This window comes from Agrobacterium tumefaciens (genome assembly GCF_031801495.1).
Lineage (GTDB): Bacteria > Pseudomonadota > Alphaproteobacteria > Rhizobiales > Rhizobiaceae > Agrobacterium > Agrobacterium tumefaciens_K.
In genome coordinates this window covers 2,675,910-2,692,522 of record NZ_JAOEGC010000002.1, presented here as the reverse complement: position 1 = coordinate 2,692,522, position 16,613 = coordinate 2,675,910, and the positions used below count along the sequence as shown (strand labels likewise).

Below are 16,613 nucleotides of genomic sequence, written 5' to 3'. Positions count from 1 at the left end.
TTCCCTATGACGGGATATTGAAATGCGTTCGTCGCGCACCAGATTATATAACGAAACGTGTTTGATAAACCCCGATGCGTCTTTACCGAATCTTGAAGGAGAATTTGACGGATGAACATGATGCGCACAGCAATGCTTCTGGCGTTCATGACTGCGTTGTTCATGGGCGTCGGTTTTCTGATCGGCGGCAAGGGCGGTATGATGATCGCGTTTGTTATCGCTGCAGGCATGAACCTGTTCTCCTACTGGAACTCGGACAAGATGGTTCTTTCTGCTTATCGCGCCCAGGAGGTCGATGAACGGAACGCGCCTGAGTTCTTTCATATGATCCGCGATCTGTCGCACAATGCCGGCCTCCCTATGCCGAAGGTTTACATTTATGAAAGCCCGCAGCCCAACGCCTTTGCGACCGGCCGAAACCCGGAAAATGCAGCGGTTGCGGCATCAACCGGATTGCTGGAGCGGTTGACACCCGAAGAAGTCGCGGGCGTTATGGCGCATGAACTGGCGCACGTTCAGAACCGTGACACGTTGACGATGACGATCACGGCCACACTCGCCGGTGCGATCTCGATGCTGGGAAATTTTGCTTTCCTGTTCGGCGGAAATCGTGAGAACAACAACAATCCACTCGGTTTTATTGGCGTTATTGTCGCCATGATCGTGGCTCCTCTGGCGGCGATGCTTGTGCAGATGGCCATCAGCCGTACGCGTGAATATTCTGCCGACCGGCGGGGGGCTGAAATCTGCGGAAATCCAATCTGGCTGGCATCCGCCTTACAGAAGATTTCGGGTATGGCGCAGCAGATTCACAACGATGACGCCGAGCGCAATCCGGCAACGGCGCATATGTTCATCATCAATCCGTTATCCGGCGAAAGAATGGATAATCTATTTTCCACTCATCCGAATACGGAAAACCGTGTTGCTGCGCTGCATGCAATGGCACAGGAGTTTGGCACTCAAGCATCGACGGCACCGGCATCCGGTGATAAGCCGTTGCGCAAATCGCGTTCCGTACCCGCCACCGGCTGGGGGCGGGGCAATGAAAACGAGCGCAAGGGACCGTGGTCTTGACATCTGACGTAGAAAAAATGCCGGCGCGGCATAAAAGACCGAAACCGGCGGGTGCAAAGGGCCGTGATGACGGCCCTTCGTCATTCCAGGACAAGCCAGGCCTTTCGGCGCGTATCGCCGCCACCCGTATTCTTGCAGCCGTTCTTGAAAAGAAGACATCGCTGGATGGCATGCTGGATGCGGAAAATGGCAATCCGGTCTACCGATCTCTTTCCATCGCCGATCGGGCGCTGGTGCGGGCAATCGTCAACAGTGCATTGCGGCACCTGCCCCGTCTTGAGGCTACCCTGTCCATGTTGCTGGATGGCCCCCTTCCGCAGGGTGCTCGTTCGTTGCATCACGTTCTTCTGGTTGGTGCAGCCCAGATGATCTATCTCGATGTGCCCGATCATTCCGCGGTTGATCTGGCTGTCGAGCAGGCACATCGCGATCCCCGCAACAAACGCTTCGTAAAGCTTGTAAATGCGGTGTTGAGGCGGATTGGCAGGGAAAAGGCTGACATAGCTCAGGCGATTGCCAAGATACCTGTTCTGCCGGAGTGGTTCTATGAGCGGCTTGTCGCGGCCTATGGCGAAGAGGTCGCTGCACGCATATCCGAAGCGCAGCTGACGCCTTCCTCAATCGATCTGACGGTCAAAAGCAATCCCGCCCTCTGGGCTGAAAAACTGGGTGGAACCGTCCTGCCGAATGGCAGTGTCCGTCTCGGCGAGTTCGAGGGGCAGATTCCCTCGCTGGAAGGCTTTTCCGAGGGGCAATGGTGGGTGCAGGACCTTGCGGCGAGCATGCCTGTCAAACTGATGGGTGACGTGTCTGGTAAACGTGTCGCCGATCTTTGCGCCGCGCCTGGCGGCAAGACGGCGCAGCTGGCTCTAGCCGGGGCTAAGGTAACCGCACTTGATCAATCGGGTAACCGCCTGCGGCGTCTGAAGGAAAATCTGGCGCGACTGGGCCTCAGCGCGGAAACTGTCGAAGTCAACATGTTGAAGTTCGATCCCGAGGATCGCTTCGATGCGGTGTTGCTTGACGCCCCCTGCTCTTCCACCGGCACCCTGCGTAAGCACCCGGATGTATGCTGGACGAAGGATGCGGGCGATATCGCCAAGCTGGCGGCTTTACAGGGTCAGATGCTGCGTTACGCACTGGGACTGGTGAAGCCCGGAGGTATTGTCGTATTCTCCAACTGCTCGCTCGATCCCTCAGAGGGCGAGGAGATGGTGGCGGCGGTTCTCGCAGAAAACCCCGAGATAGAGCGCGTGCCTGTTCGCAAGGAGCAATGGCCTGGAATGGAAGCTGCCATCACGGCTGACGGCGATCTTCGTACAACGCCGGACATGTTCGGCGGAGTGGACGGGTTCTTTAGCAGCGTCTTGCGTAAAAAGTAGAAACACGCCAAGCTTTTGGCGAATCATCTGATATTTGTAGATAGCGTTCCGGTCGTCACGGTTCACTGACAAAAAATACGACATGTGAAACGGGAAACACAGCTTGTTAGGGTCTTTTGCAGGCGGCGTTAACGCCGCCGGTTTCGTTTCGCGCATGGCGTATCGCCGTCTGTGCATCGGGTTTGCACCGTTGCATATTTATGCGTCGCGTCTTGCAAGCCGGGTTCCTGATGGTCTTGTCGCGGCGCCGACGGATCTGCGTGCCATCGATCCCTATTTTGCCGAGGAACTGGTGCGGGGGCGCATCGCGCTGGCCGGTCGCATGCTGGAAACCGGAGGCCTTTCCCCTTTCCAGATGGAATGCCCTTCGATTGTTTTCGAAGAGAGGCTGAACGCATTCAGCTGGTTGCGTCATGTCAGAGCCAGCAAATCCAGCGAAGCATGTGCAAGAGCACGTCGGATTGTTTCAGACTGGATTGCTTTCAGTGGAAAGCGCATTGGCGGTGTAGCGTGGTCGCCCGACATCGCATCGCAGCGGCTGATTGCCTGGCTATCGCATTCTCCAGTCGTTCTGAACGAGGCTGACGCCGGTTTTTATCGACGGTTCCTGAAAAGCATCGCGTTCCATGTCCGCTATCTGGACCGCATAGCCAAACACGTGCCGGATGGCGAGGTAAGGCTGCGGATCAGGATAGCTCTGGCCATGGCCTCTATCACCATGCCGGTGCGGGCTTCGAAAATTGCACGAAGCGGAAGGAAGCTGGCTCAGGAACTTGAGCGCCAGATTCTGCCCGATGGTGGACACGTATCTCGCAATCCACGGGTGATGCTGGAGTTGCTGCTGGACCTCTTGCCGCTTCGCCAGAGCTACATCAATCTCGGTCACGATCTGCCCTCTGGTCTGGTTCCGGCGATTGACCGTATGTTTCCGGCACTTCGCTTTTTCCGGCATCAGGGGGGCGATCTGGCGCTGTTCAACGGCGCAACCGCGACGCTCGCGAATGAACTTGTTTCCGTCCTTCGTTACGACGAGACGGCGGGTAAGCCATCGAAGCTTTTGCCGGACGTGAACTATCATCGTCTGTCCGGGGATGAGACGGTGGTTATCGTCGATACCGGTTATCCCGGTTCGCAGGAATTGTCGCGCAATGCACATGCCGGTTGCCTTTCATTCGAGATGTCGTGTGGCAGAAACCGCTTCATCGTCAATTCCGGCTTTCCCAAGAATGCTGATCCGGAGTTTCAGAAAGCAAGCCGCTCCACGGCGGCGCACTCGACGGTGACGCTGGCCGATACCTCCTCATGCCGGCTGTCACGTTCGCGCCTGCTCGGGCCGATCATGGTGGCGGGCGTCAGCCACGTGGAAACCCAACGTTCGCAGGCAAATGGCAATGACGTGCTGCGCGCATCACACGATGGATATCTGAAGACGTTCGGTTTTCTCCATGAACGCGAGATCGAAATCAATGCTGCGGGTACGAAGATAAAAGGTCGGGACACGCTGCGCTCCAACGAGGGCGCGCCGGGTGACGGCGTACAGTCGATCTCGGCGGTGTCACGGTTCCATATCCATCCGCACATCCAGCTGCATCAGAATGACGAGGAATCCGTTTACATGCAGGCGGCCGATGGGACCACCTGGCTGTTCTCGGCACCCGGTATCGAAATTTTCGTGGCTGACGATGTGTTCATGGCGGATGCATCCGGTATTCGCCCTTCGCAGCAGATCGAGATCGCTTTCAACCTCGCCAAGACGCGTGAAATCCGCTGGATCATCGAACGAAAAGCTTAGGACGGTTTATTAATCCGGCAAGCTGTGTTAACGCGGCGGCAACCGCCGGATGATCGCCCTCCGGCCTGTCCTCCACCCATCACGGAGTAAGCCCAGATGGCCGTCGCATCCAAGAAAATCCCTGCCCCAGACAAGGTGAAAATCCGCACCGCGCTTCTTTCCGTCTCCGACAAGACGGACATCATCGAGCTGGCGGGCGCGCTCGTCAAACTCGGTGTGAAGCTGCTGTCGACGGGCGGTACATCGAAGGCCATCGCCGATGCCGGCCTGCCGGTGACCGACGTGTCGGATATCACCAAGTTCCCGGAGATCATGGACGGCCGCGTCAAGACGCTGCATCCGAACGTTCATGGCGGTCTTCTCGCTATCCGTGACGATGCCGAGCATGTGGAAGCCATGCGTGCCCATGGCATCGAAGGCATCGATCTTTCCGTCATCAATCTCTATCCTTTCGAAGAAGTTCGCGCCAAGGGTGGCGATTATCCGACGACGGTGGAAAACATCGATATCGGTGGCCCGGCGATGATCCGTGCTTCGGCCAAGAACCACGCTTATGTCACGGTTGTAACCGACCCCAGCGATTACCCGGAGCTGCTGGAAGCCTTGCAGGCGGATGATGGCCAGACCTGTTATGCGCTGCGCCAGAAGTTTGCGGCGAAGGCCTATGCACGTACCGCTGCTTACGATGCGGTTATTTCCAATTGGTTCGCCGAGGCTCTCTCCATCGAAACGCCGCACTATCGCGCGATCGGCGGCGTGCTGAAGGAAAAGATGCGCTACGGTGAAAACCCGCATCAAAGCGCCGGTTTCTATCTGACCGGCGAAAAGCGTCCCGGCGTTGCCACCGCAACGCTTCTTCAGGGCAAGCAGCTTTCCTATAATAACATTAACGACACCGATGCGGCCTACGAGCTCGTTGCAGAATTCCTGCCGGAAACAGCGCCTGCCGTTGCTATCATCAAGCATGCCAATCCTTGCGGTGTTGCGACCGGTCCAACGCTGCTCGAAGCTTACAAGCGCGCGCTGGCCTGTGATCCCGTCTCCGCTTTTGGCGGCGTGATTGCGCTTAACCGCACGCTTGATGCTGAAACCGCGGAAGAGATTATCCAGCTCTTCACGGAAGTCATCATTGCTCCGGACGTTACGGAAGAGGCAAAGGCCATCGTTGCACGCAAGCCGAACCTGCGCCTGCTGTCGGCTGGTGGTCTGCCGGATGCCCGAGCTCCAGGCGTCACGGCGAAAACCGTATCCGGCGGTCTTCTCGTACAGAGCCGCGACAATGGCATGGTTGAAGATCTTGATCTCAAGGTTGTCACCAAGCGCGCGCCGACGCCGCAGGAACTGGAAGACATGAAGTTTGCCTTCAAGATCGCCAAGCATGTGAAGTCGAATGCGGTGATCTATGCCAAGGACGGTCAGACGGCCGGTATCGGTGCTGGCCAAATGAGCCGTGTCGATTCCGCCCGTATCGCCGCCCAGAAGGCGGAAGACGCGGCAAAAGCCATGGGTCTTACCGAGCCGTTGACGAAGGGCTCTGCCGTTGCCTCGGAAGCGTTCTATCCGTTTGCGGATGGTCTGCTTGCGTCCATCGCTGCTGGCGCTACGGCGGTGATCCAGCCCGGTGGCTCCATGCGCGACCAGGAAGTCATCGACGCCGCGAACGAACATAATATCGCGATGGTGTTTACCGGCATGCGCCACTTCCGCCACTAAGCGAGAAGGTTGAACAGCAAAAAGCGGCCCGAAGAAAAATCTCCGGGCCGCTTTTTTTATTCGGTTTCACATGAAACGGTACATCATGTCACCGCGCCGACCTGCCATGGTACGAATTCATTGTCGCCATAGTCGTAGATTTCGCTGACGGTCTTTTTGCCGGACGCCACGGCGATGATGTGTTCGAAAATTCGTTCGCCGGATTCTTCGATCGTTTCATTGCCTGTAACGATCTCGCCGCAGTTGAGGTCCATGTCCTCCTGCATGTGCTGGAACATTTCCGTGTTGGTGGCGATCTTGATGCACGGAGCGGGCTTGAAGCCGGAAACCGAGCCGCGACCGGTGGTGAAACAGATGACGTTGCACCCGCCTGCAACCTGTCCCGTCACCGCCACGGGATCGTAGCCGGGCGTATCCATGAAGACGAAACCCTGTTCGGTGACGGTTTCGGCAAATTCATAGACGGCTTTCAGCGGCATGGAGCCGCCCTTCGCCACAGCCCCCAGTGATTTTTCGAGAATGGTGGTCAGGCCGCCCAACTTGTTGCCGTGGGACGGATTGTTGTTGAGTTCGTCACCGTTACGGGCGGTATAATCGCGCCACCAGTCGATACGCTGCAACAGCTTCTCGGCAACGGCAGGGGTTACGGCGCGTCGCGTCAACAGATGTTCGGCGCCATAGATCTCCGGTGTTTCTGACAGAACGGTGGTACCGCCGTTGCGAACAATCAGGTCCGAGGCGTATCCGAGGGCTGGATTGGCGGAAATTCCGGAGTAGCCGTCGGAACCGCCGCATTCCAGGGCGACCTTGAGCTTCGAGAGCGGCTGCTCTGTTCGTCTCGCAGCATTGACGAGCGGCAGCATCGCCTTGATCTCGGCAATCGCCGCATCGATGGTCTTGCGCGTACCGCCATGCTGCTGGATCGTCATCGTCCGCAGTCGCTCGCCCTCTTCCATCTTGTAGTGTTCGAGGATCGGAGCGATCTGGTTGGTTTCGCAACCGAGGCCGATCAGCAAAATGCCGCCGAAATTCGGATGGCGGGCGTATCCCTGTATGGTACGGATCAGCAGACGATAGCCTTCCGACTTAGTATTGAGCGCGCAGCCCCCACCATGGGTCAGCGCGACGACACCATCGACATTATCGAAACCGTCTAACCCGCCCTGCTTGTTGAAGTAATCGGCAATGTAGCGAGAGACGGTGGCGGAACAGTTCACCGAAGCTATGACGCCGATGTAGTTTCGTGTACCGACGCCACCAAAGCCACGATCGTACCCCTTGAAGGTGCGGCGTCCGGCTTCGGGTAACATACCCTTTTCTTCGATATCCACGCTGAACTGGTGGGCATGTTCGGACGGAACCATGGCAAGGTTGTGCAGGTGCACATGACGGCCTGGCTCTATATCCTGTGTGGCGATGCCGATGACCTGACCGTATTTCAGGACGTCCTCGCCTGAGCGGATGAATTTGAGCGCAACCTTGTGTCCCCGCCCGATCAGGTCGAGGGCGTTGAGATCGCCCCTGCCTGTCGCGCCGCCAGCCGGAATGGACCGGCGGGCCACGGCAACGTTGTCGCCGGCGTTGAGCAAGATTGTCGCTTCGGAACTTTTACTCACGGGTTTTCCTCCTCCCGATATGCAATGCCTGCAATGTTATGTTTTGTCAGTCGTCCACCCAGCGCCGCTTGGAGCTTTCCAGGTGAACGTGAATGGCGGCTTGCGCCAGCAGCGGATCCCTCGCCTCCAGCGCCGCGAGAATGGCTTCATGCTCCTGCAGCGCATGCGCCCAGGTGTCCCGATCTTCGAATTTCACACGCAGCTGCGCGGAAATGGGGCTATGCCGTTCATCGAAGAGGTTTGCGACCAGACGCGCAAGAACGCTGTTTCCGGATTGCTCCGCAATCGTGACATGAAACAGGCGGTCCTGATCGAGCGGCTTGCGGCCTGTTTCGATCTCCTTGCGCATGGCGGCGAGAATCCGCCGCAGATTGTCCAGTGTCTCTTCCGTCATGCGGCTCGCAGCGAGAATGATCGCGGCACCTTCCACCGCTGCGCGTGCCTGCATCAGTTCCGACGGGCTGTCGCCCAATGATTTGGTCTGATGTCGCGGCTGCAAAGGTTCTGCGGACACGTAGACGCCGGAACCCATACGGATTTCGACCGTGTTGTCGATTTCGAGCGCAATCAGCGCTTCCCGCAGAGACGGGCGCGAAACCCCAAGTTTCTGGGCAAGTTCCCGCTCGGCGGGAAGGCGCGCACCGGGCTGAAATTCGCCCGCATCGATCAATTCCCGGATTTGGTCTGCAATCTGTTGGTAGAGCCTGCGCGGCTCCAGTATTTTGGCCTGACCATTCATGCGCGTTTTGCCGAAACCTTTTCTAACAAAGTATTTGGCCTTACCGTACCGGGAACAGCTTCAATAGGCAAGAAATTACTTATATAACTGAATTAAATGTATTTTTAGATACGTCTCTTGCGGCTTTGGCTGTTTTTGGCACGGGAGTTGTCGAGGATTTGAATAAATTGGCTTGACCATATTTGTAAACCGGCCTAACCATTCCGCCAATTCGCTGTCTCCCGATGGAGCGGGCGCGCGATTGGGAGGATCATGATGCCGCAGGGCGCATCGACAATTCAAGGCGAGTTTTTGCCTGGAGGGACTGCATCTGAAAAAGGTGCCATCCTTCTGCGTCTCAACAACATCAGCAAGGAATTTCCGGGCGTCAAAGCCTTGTCGGATGTGCATTTCGATCTGCGTTCCGGTGAAGTCCACGCTGTGTGCGGAGAAAATGGCGCTGGAAAATCGACGCTGATGAAGATCATCAGCGGCGTTTACCAGCCGACATCCGGCGCCATCTTCTACAAGGGCGAAAAGGTGCAGTACGCCTCGCCGCTGGAATCCGAAGCAGCCGGCATTGCCATCATTCATCAGGAACTCAATCTGGTTCCGCATCTCAGCGTCGCTGAAAATATCTATCTGGCGCGTGAGCCTCGCCGAGGCTTTCTTGTCGACCGGAAAAAACTGAGAAAAGACGCCAAGCGTTGTCTCGATCGCCTCGGTGTCGATATCGATCCCGATCATCTCGTGCGTGGTCTTTCGGTTGCCCAGTGTCAGATGGTGGAAATTGCCAAGGCACTTTCGCTTGATGCGGAAGTGCTGATCATGGACGAGCCGACCTCTTCGCTGACCGAGCAGGAAACGCGTCTGCTGTTTCAGGTCATCCGCGACCTGAAGGCGTCCGGTGTCGGTATCGTCTACATTTCGCATCGCCTTGATGAAATGGCCGAGATCGTTGACCGCGTGACGGTGCTGCGTGACGGGCGCTACATTTCCACCGACGATTTTCACGCGATCACGGTAGACGATATTGTGACACGTATGGTCGGTCGCTCATTGGAGGAGAAGTTTCCGGAGCGCACATCGATACCGTCGGACGACATCATCTTCTCCGTTGAGGGGCTTACCCGGGCGGGCGTTTTTCAAGATGTCAGCTTTTCGTTGCGCAGGGGAGAAATTCTCGGTTTCGCCGGTCTGATGGGCGCCGGGCGCACGGAAGTTGCCCGTGCAATTTTTGGTGCTGACCCTCTCGACGCAGGCAAAATCGTCTTCGAGCAGCGCGAGCTTTCGATTTCATCTCCGCAGGATGCGATCCGGGAAGGTATCGCCTATCTGTCCGAAGACCGCAAAAGCGATGGGCTGGCAATCAAGATGTCGGTTGCGGCCAACACGACGCTTGCCAACATGAAAGAGGTTTCGAACCGTTTCGGGCTTATCGACTTCAAGAAGCACGATACGGTCGCGAAAAAATACGTCGACCTCCTCAATGTTCGCACGCCGTCTATCGGACAGACCGTCCGGCTTCTTTCGGGCGGTAACCAGCAGAAGATCATCATCGGAAAATGGCTGTTCCGCGAATCGAAGATACTGTTCTTCGACGAGCCGACCCGCGGGATCGACGTCGGCGCGAAATTCGCGATCTACAAGATCATGGATGAGCTTGCCGCGCAGGGCATCGGCGTCATTCTCATCAGTTCCGAACTGCCGGAGGTTCTTGGGCTGACGGACCGCATCGCGGTTTTCCACGAAGGCAGGATTACCGGCGTTCTCGAGACAGCCAGGACCAATCAGGAAGAAATCATGCGCTATGCGTCCGGCTATAGCCGGCCGGTGCAGTGAGGGAACACATGTCGAATATTGCAGAACCCCAGAAGAGCTTCACATTCAGCGACCGGCAGAAGGATATCATCCAGAAGTTTGCGGCGCTCGGCAGTCTTGTGGCCCTTACATTGGTCTTTTCCGCCACCAGCAGCGCGTTTTTCAGCGTCAACAACGCCATGACGATCGCGCTTCAGGTCACATCCATTGCGCTTCTCGGCATCGGCGCGACCTGCGTCATCATTACCGGCGGTATCGATCTTTCCGTCGGTTCGGTTCTGGCGCTTGCCGGTGTCGTCGCCGCGCTTGCGGTCAAGGAACTTGGCATGCCGGTGCCGGTCGGCATGTTTCTCGGTATCCTGACAGGATCGCTGTGCGGTTTCATCAACGGTGTTCTGGTCACGCGGTTCAAACTGCCGCCGTTCATTGCGACGCTTGGCATGATGCTGATTGCCCGTGGTGTCGCCTTGCAGATTACTGGCGCGCGGGCGGTGTCCGGCCTCGGCGAATCTTTTGGCGAACTCGGCAACGGCGCCCTCTTCCGTATCGTCACGATCGGCGATGACGGTTTTCCGAACGTCGTCTTTCCCGGCATCCCCTACCCGGTCATTTTGATGGTGGTGATTGCGTTTGCGGTTTCGTTCATGCTCAACCGCTCCATTCTCGGACGCCACATCTATGCCGTCGGTTCCAACGCCGAAGCTGCCCGCCTTTCCGGTGTGAATGTCGCCCGCGTCACCAATTTTACCTACGTCCTGTCAGGTACGCTGGCGGGTCTGACGGGCTGCGTGCTGATGTCGCGCCTCGTCACCGCCCAGCCGAACGAGGGCGTTATGTACGAGCTGGACGCCATCGCCAGCGCCGTGATCGGCGGCACGTCGCTGATCGGTGGTGTCGGCACGATATCAGGCACGGCCATCGGTGCCTTCGTCATCGGCATCCTGCGCAACGGTCTTAACATGAACGGCGTCTCCGCCTTCACCCAACAGATTATCATCGGCCTCGTCATTCTGGTCACCGTGTGGATCGACCAGCTGCGCAACCGTCGCTGATGAAAGGGCTGCGGACCCTTTCCGCAAACAGGATCGGCATGGGGGAGGCCCGGTGTGCCGACATTTTGGAGGAAAAAATGAAAAAAATCGCAACTGCCCTTCTGACATCTGCAATCGCCCTGTGGAGCGTTTCCACCGTGCAGGCCGGCGAAATCGCCGTCATCGTCAAGACCGTCAACTCAACCTTCTGGCAAAACGTCCAGAAGGGTGCGGATGCAGCGATCAAGAACGCTTCCGGTCACACCATGACTTTCCAGGGTCCGGCATCGGAATCAGCCATCGCCGATCAGGTCAACATGGTCGAGAACGCCGTCAACCGTAAGGTCGCGGGCATCGTTCTTGCTCCTTCCGATCCGGATGCGCTCGTTCCCGCCGTCAAAAAGGCATGGGAAGCCCGCATTCCGGTGGTGATCGTGGACTCCCAGCTCGCAAAGGGTGCGGAGCAGTATTACCAGTCCTTCCTCGCCACCGATAACAAGAAGGCTGGTGAACTCGCCGCCCAGGCGCTGATCGAAAAGGTTGGCAAGGAAGGCAAGATCGCCGTGATGTCGTATGTAGCAGGCGCCGGTTCCGAAATCGGCCGCGTCGGTGGCTTTACGGATTACATCAAGGCCAATTCCAAGCTTGAAATCGTCGGCCCGTTCTACTCGCAGTCGCAGATGGCCACAGCGTTGAACCAGACGACCGACGTTCTGGCCGCTAATGCTGACCTCAAAGGCATCTTCGGTGCGAACGAGCCGACAGCGATCGGTGTCGGTCGTGCGCTGGCGCAGTCCGGCAAGGCGGGCAAGGTCGTTGCCATCGGCTTCGACGGCAACCAGGATCTGCAGTCCTTCGTCAAGGATGGCACCCTCTCCGGCATCGTGGTTCAGGGTTCCTACCAGATGGGCGAAAAGGGCGTCGAAACCGTTGCCAAGCTCATCGGCAAGGAAAAGGCTGAGAAGTTTGTCGATACGGGTGTGGTCGTTGTGACCAAGGACAATATCGACAAGCCGGAAGCGAAGAACGTTCTCTACTGATCGTCTGAAAAAGGGATGGGTGCCGCCAGTGCGGCGCTCATCTGCCGACGCGCCCCCCGTGAATTTTCGAAAGTGCCCGCAATGAAAGTCTCCGACAAACGCAAGCTGCCCCGCCGCAGCGTCGAAGTGACCCTGATGGGTCTTGGCTGCGCCCAGATGGGTAACCTCTATAGGGTCACGCCATATGAGGAATCGAAGGGTGCTTTCGACAAGGCATGGGAAAGCGGCATGCGATATTTCGATACCGCGCCGTTTTATGGCTACACCCGTTCCGAACGTCGTCTCGGTACGATGGTGACCGAATATGACCGCAAGGATTATACGCTGAGTACCAAGGTCGGCCGGGTCATGGTGCCGGACGAAACCGTTGGGCCGGAAGAAGATGCCTATGTGGCGCCGCTGCCGTTCCGTCCGGTTTACGACTATTCCTACGACGGCATCCTGCGCTCGTTCGAGGCCAGCCAGCAGCGGCTTGGTATCCTGAAACCGGATATTCTCTACGTCCACGATATCGGTTCCTACACGCATGGTGACAAGCACCAGCATTATTGGGAGCAACTTACATCAGGCGGCGGCTTCAAGGCGCTTGGCAAGTTGCGCGAAGAGGGATCGACTGGTGCGATCGGCCTCGGCGTCAACGAATGGGAGATCGTCCGTGATGCCATGGAGGTCTTCGATATCGACGTGGCTATGCTGGCTGGCCGTTACACGCTTCTGGAACAGCAGAGCCTGACGTTCATGGACGCTTGCGCTGAAAAGGGCGTCGGCATCGTCGTGGCCGGCGCGTTCAATTCCGGCATTCTGGCGGGTAACCGCAAGTTCAACTACGCCGATGCCCCTGCGGAGATATTGTCCCGTGTCGACGCACTTCACGATGTCTGCGAGGAACTGGGTGTTTCATTGCAGGCTGCGGCGCTGCAGTTTCCGCTTGCGCATCCGGCCAGCGTCACGGTTGTCTCCGGTGCGCGCAATGCCGATCAGCTTTCCGCTAATATCGGCTGGTTCGAACAGGACATCCCGCAGGAATTCTGGTCTGAGCTGCACCGTCGCGGTCTGATCGCCGATGGTGCGTCGATTCCGGGCGTAAAGGTGTAATGCGATGGTTATCGATGCGCACCAGCATTTCTGGCTGCTGAAGGACCGGGCAGGCCAGTGGCCGCCGCCGTCTCTTGAAGCCATCTACCGCGATTTCCTTCCTGACGATCTTCTGCCGTTGATGCGTCAGGCGGGTGTTTCCGGCACGATCCTTGTGCAGACGATGGAGACTGCCGCCGATACCGATTTCATGCTGGCGTTGGCGGAAAAGAACGACTTCATTAAGGGTGTGGTCGGCTGGCTGGACATGAAGGCAGCTGATGCGCCTACGGTGATTGCTGCCCGTGCCGCTCATCCGTCCTTCAAGGGCGTTCGCCCGATGCTGCAAGACATGGAGGATGTCACCTGGATCGACGACGCCGCGCTGGACCCTGCGATCAAGGCGCTTGTCGACCATGGACTGGTGTTCGATGCACTGGTTTTGCCGCCGCATCTACCACATCTTCTCGCTTTCGCCGGTCGGTATCCCGATCTTCCAATCGTTATTGATCACGGCGCGAAGCCGCTGATTGCAAGTGGCCAATACAGTGGCTGGCGCAAGGATATGGCGGCGTTGGCGGCATTGCCCAATGTCCATTGCAAGCTCTCGGGGCTGCTGACCGAACGGGGTGAGCAGAAGCCGGAGGCGGTTCGGCCCTATGCCGAAACGATCCTCGAGCTTTTCGGTCCTGATCGGGTGATTTTCGGCAGTGACTGGCCGGTTTTGCGGCTTGCTGGCGACTATCAGCAATGGCTCGATTTCTGCCGCGAGATCGTGCCGGCCAGCAATCACGCAGCCATATTCGGCGGCAATGCCGCCCGTTTTTACAGACTTTCCGACAGGTGAAACATGCTGGCAATTTTCTGCGATACCCCTGGCCAACTGACTGCCCGTGAACTGCCGAAACCGTCGCGCGGCGAGGGAGAGGTTCTGGTGCGTATCCGTCGAGTCGGTGTCTGCGGTACGGACCTGCATATCTTCACCGGCAACCAGCCCTACCTTTCCTATCCCCGGGTGATGGGGCATGAGCTGTCCGGTACGGTCGAGGAAGCTCCGGACGGCAGTGGCCTGTCACAGGGCGATGTCGTAACGATCATTCCTTACATTTCCTGCGGCCACTGCAGCGCCTGCCTCAAGGGTAAAAGCAATTGCTGCCGCAATATCGGTGTGCTCGGCGTGCATCGTGACGGGGGCATGGTGGAATATCTAAGCGTGCCGCAGCAATTCGTGCTGAAGGCCGAAGGCCTGACGCTCGATCAGGCGGCGATGAGCGAATTCCTGGCCATCGGTGCGCATGCGGTGCGCCGTGGTGCAGTCGAGGCGGGCCAGCATGTTCTGATCGTCGGGGCCGGACCGATCGGAATGGCGGTTGCCGTTTTTGCCGTGCTGAACGGCGGCGTGGTGACGATGATCGACAGCCGGGCGGACCGGTTGGCGTTCTGCAAGGAACATCTCGGCGTGCCGCATACCGTTTCGCTCGGCGAAGGCGACAGTGAAGCCCTGTCAGAGCTTACCGGAGGCGATTTCTTCGATGTGGTTTTCGATGCCACCGGCAATCCCAAGGCAATGGAACGGGGCTTTTCGTTCGTCGGCCATGGTGGTGCCTATGTGCTGGTTTCCATCGTGGCCAGCGATATAAGCTTCCACGATCCGGAGTTTCACAAACGTGAAACCACTCTGCTGGGTAGCCGCAATGCGACGCCGGAAGATTTCGAGCAGGTGTTTGGAGCACTGCGTTCTGGCAAGGTGCCCGAAGCGCTCATCACGCATCGAATGGCGCTGTCCGAGGTCCCGTTGAAGTTTTCCGGTCTCACCGATCCGAAAGCCGGTGTCATCAAGGGTATGGTGGAGGTCGCATGATGGTCGAAACGCCCATCCTGCAGTTCGGCACCAGCCGTTTTCTGCTGGCGCATGTGGATTTTTTCATTTCCGAAGCGCTGGCGAAGGGGCAAGCCCTTGGCCGTGTTACGGTCGTTCAGACGACCGGTAGTGCTGAAAGCGCCAAGCGCGTCAAGGCGCTGGGCGGGGAAAACGGTTATCCCGTCCGGATCCGCGGACTGCATAACGGGCAGGTTATCGATGAGGAATGTGCGGGCCGTGCCGTTGCGAGGGCATTGACCGCCGCAAGCGATTGGGCCGAGGTTCGGCAGATCGCCTTGAAAGCGGACGTCATCGTCTCGAATACGGGCGATCGCGGCTACGAGCTTGATCCTTCCGATGGACCTCATCTGGCTGCAGATTTCGACTCCGTGCCTAAGAGTTTTCCGGCAAAGCTGTGCATGCTGCTGCTCGAACGTTTTCAAGGTGCGCCGGAAGCGCCGGTGTCCATATTCCCGTGCGAGCTCGTTCCCCGCAACGGCGACAGGTTGAAAGCCATTGTTCGGGATCTGGCCGACGATTGGAGCTTACCAGCCGGTTTTGCCTTCTACCTCACGGAGAAGTGCCGTTTTGCAAACAGTCTTGTCGACCGTATCGTCTCCGAGCCCATCGATCCCGTCGGGGCGGTGGCGGAACCCTACGCGCTTTGGGCAATCGAAAAGCAGGATGGCCTCACCCTTCCCTGCACCCATCCCTCGATCGTGCTGACGGATGATCTCGATCGTTATGAGACGCTGAAGCTGTTCCTGCTCAATCTCGGGCATTCCTACCTCGCGGAGCGGTGGCAGCAGGACGGCCGCTCACCGGATGAAACAGTGCGTGAGGCGATGCAGGACGCGGTTCTGGCTGCCGATCTTGAAACCGTGTGGCGCGATGAGGTTTTGCCTATCTTCGCTGCCGAGGGACTCGGGAAAGAAGCAAAAACGTACGTCGATGCCGTGCGCGAGCGTATCCTGAATCCGTTTCTGGCACACCGGCTTGCCGATATCGCCGTCAATCACGACGAAAAGAAACGCCGACGTTTCGCCCCGGTCATCGCCTGGGCGGAGCGTCTGCAGCTTAATCTGCCGCAGCCGAAGCTTCACGCAGGGCTGGCGACCATCAGGTAACGGGACAAAGCAATGCAACGCATGGGAATGGTCATTGGCGTGAAGCCGGAGATGATAGCGGAATACAAGCGGCTACATGCTGCAGTCTGGCCGGAGGTATTGGCGCTGATCAGCGACTGCAACATCCGCAACTACACGATTTTCCTGCGTGAGCCGGAAAATCTGCTGTTCGGCACCTGGGACTATCACGGCACGGATTTCGATGCCGATATGGCCAAGATGGCTGCCAGCGAAAAGAACCGGGAGTGGTGGTCTTTCACCATTCCCTGCCAGCAGCCGCTCGAAAGCCGGAAGGATGGCGAGTGGTGGGCAATGATGGAAAACGTTTTCCATCACGACTAACCCATGAGTGACCCCTGAC

Annotated in this window: 14 protein-coding genes; 12 read left to right on the top strand and 2 right to left on the bottom strand. The window is 57.9% G+C overall.

Features of this window, described 5'->3' with window-relative positions; translation table 11 throughout:
- Nucleotides 1–111: 111 nt before the first annotated feature.
- From htpX to purH, 4 genes are all read left to right on the top strand, one after another.
- Nucleotides 112–1,077, top strand: a complete 966-nt coding sequence (gene htpX, locus N7578_RS22305) for a zinc metalloprotease HtpX (RefSeq protein ID WP_311112395.1) — start codon at nucleotides 112–114, stop codon at nucleotides 1,075–1,077.
- Complete coding sequence (locus N7578_RS22300) at nucleotides 1,074–2,459, top strand: RsmB/NOP family class I SAM-dependent RNA methyltransferase (RefSeq protein WP_311112394.1); 1,386 nt, start codon at nucleotides 1,074–1,076, stop codon at nucleotides 2,457–2,459. Before htpX ends, N7578_RS22300 begins: the two co-directional genes overlap by 4 nt.
- Before the next feature lie 154 nt (nucleotides 2,460–2,613).
- Nucleotides 2,614–4,251 carry a heparinase II/III domain-containing protein gene (locus N7578_RS22295; RefSeq protein ID WP_311112587.1) on the top strand — a complete coding sequence of 546 codons (1,638 nt, stop codon included), beginning with the start codon at nucleotides 2,614–2,616 and terminating at the stop codon, nucleotides 4,249–4,251.
- Between the two features lie 96 nt (nucleotides 4,252–4,347).
- Complete coding sequence (gene purH / locus N7578_RS22290) at nucleotides 4,348–5,964, top strand: bifunctional phosphoribosylaminoimidazolecarboxamide formyltransferase/IMP cyclohydrolase (RefSeq protein ID WP_311112393.1); 1,617 nt, start codon at nucleotides 4,348–4,350, stop codon at nucleotides 5,962–5,964.
- An 83-nt stretch (nucleotides 5,965–6,047) separates the two neighbouring features.
- Here the strand turns inward: purH and N7578_RS22285 are convergent, their stop codons facing one another.
- Both N7578_RS22285 and N7578_RS22280 read right to left on the bottom strand, forming a co-directional pair.
- The gene (locus N7578_RS22285) at nucleotides 6,048–7,580 is read right to left on the bottom strand and encodes an altronate dehydratase family protein (protein WP_311112392.1); all 1,533 of its coding nucleotides are present in this window, start codon (nucleotides 7,578–7,580) and stop codon (nucleotides 6,048–6,050) included.
- 46 nt (nucleotides 7,581–7,626) lie between these two features.
- Entirely contained in the window at nucleotides 7,627–8,319 is a 693-nt protein-coding gene (locus tag N7578_RS22280; RefSeq protein ID WP_311112391.1) for a FadR/GntR family transcriptional regulator, read from the bottom strand.
- Nucleotides 8,320–8,574: 255 nt separating this feature from the next.
- Here N7578_RS22280 and N7578_RS22275 point away from each other — a divergent pair, with 255 nt between their 5' ends.
- The 8 genes from N7578_RS22275 to N7578_RS22240 all read left to right on the top strand — a co-directional run bounded on the left by N7578_RS22275 (nucleotide 8,575) and on the right by N7578_RS22240 (nucleotide 16,594).
- On the top strand, nucleotides 8,575–10,140 hold the full coding sequence (locus N7578_RS22275) for an ATP-binding cassette domain-containing protein (RefSeq protein WP_311112390.1): 1,566 nt from the start codon (nucleotides 8,575–8,577) through the stop codon (nucleotides 10,138–10,140).
- 8 nt (nucleotides 10,141–10,148) lie between these two features.
- Nucleotides 10,149–11,171, top strand: coding sequence for an ABC transporter permease (locus tag N7578_RS22270; RefSeq protein WP_311112389.1), 1,023 nt, complete (start codon nucleotides 10,149–10,151; stop codon nucleotides 11,169–11,171).
- A gap of 77 nt (nucleotides 11,172–11,248) precedes the next feature.
- A complete protein-coding gene (locus N7578_RS22265; protein WP_311112388.1) occupies nucleotides 11,249–12,190 on the top strand; it encodes an ABC transporter substrate-binding protein in 942 nt (313 codons plus the stop codon).
- Nucleotides 12,191–12,271: 81 nt separating this feature from the next.
- Nucleotides 12,272–13,285, top strand: coding sequence for an aldo/keto reductase (locus N7578_RS22260; RefSeq protein ID WP_311112387.1), 1,014 nt, complete (start codon nucleotides 12,272–12,274; stop codon nucleotides 13,283–13,285).
- Nucleotides 13,286–13,289: 4 nt separating this feature from the next.
- Complete coding sequence (locus N7578_RS22255) at nucleotides 13,290–14,111, top strand: amidohydrolase (RefSeq protein ID WP_311112386.1); 822 nt, start codon at nucleotides 13,290–13,292, stop codon at nucleotides 14,109–14,111.
- A gap of 3 nt (nucleotides 14,112–14,114) precedes the next feature.
- Nucleotides 14,115–15,125 (top strand): zinc-binding alcohol dehydrogenase family protein, encoded by a 1,011-nt coding sequence (locus N7578_RS22250; protein WP_311112385.1) that lies wholly within the window; start codon nucleotides 14,115–14,117, stop codon nucleotides 15,123–15,125.
- A complete protein-coding gene (locus N7578_RS22245; RefSeq protein ID WP_311112384.1) occupies nucleotides 15,122–16,252 on the top strand; it encodes a mannitol dehydrogenase family protein in 1,131 nt (376 codons plus the stop codon). The genes N7578_RS22250 and N7578_RS22245 overlap by 4 nt, the downstream gene beginning before the upstream one ends.
- A 12-nt stretch (nucleotides 16,253–16,264) precedes the next feature.
- Entirely contained in the window at nucleotides 16,265–16,594 is a 330-nt protein-coding gene (locus N7578_RS22240; protein WP_311112383.1) for an L-rhamnose mutarotase, read from the top strand.
- The last annotated feature ends 19 nt before the right edge of the window (nucleotides 16,595–16,613 follow it).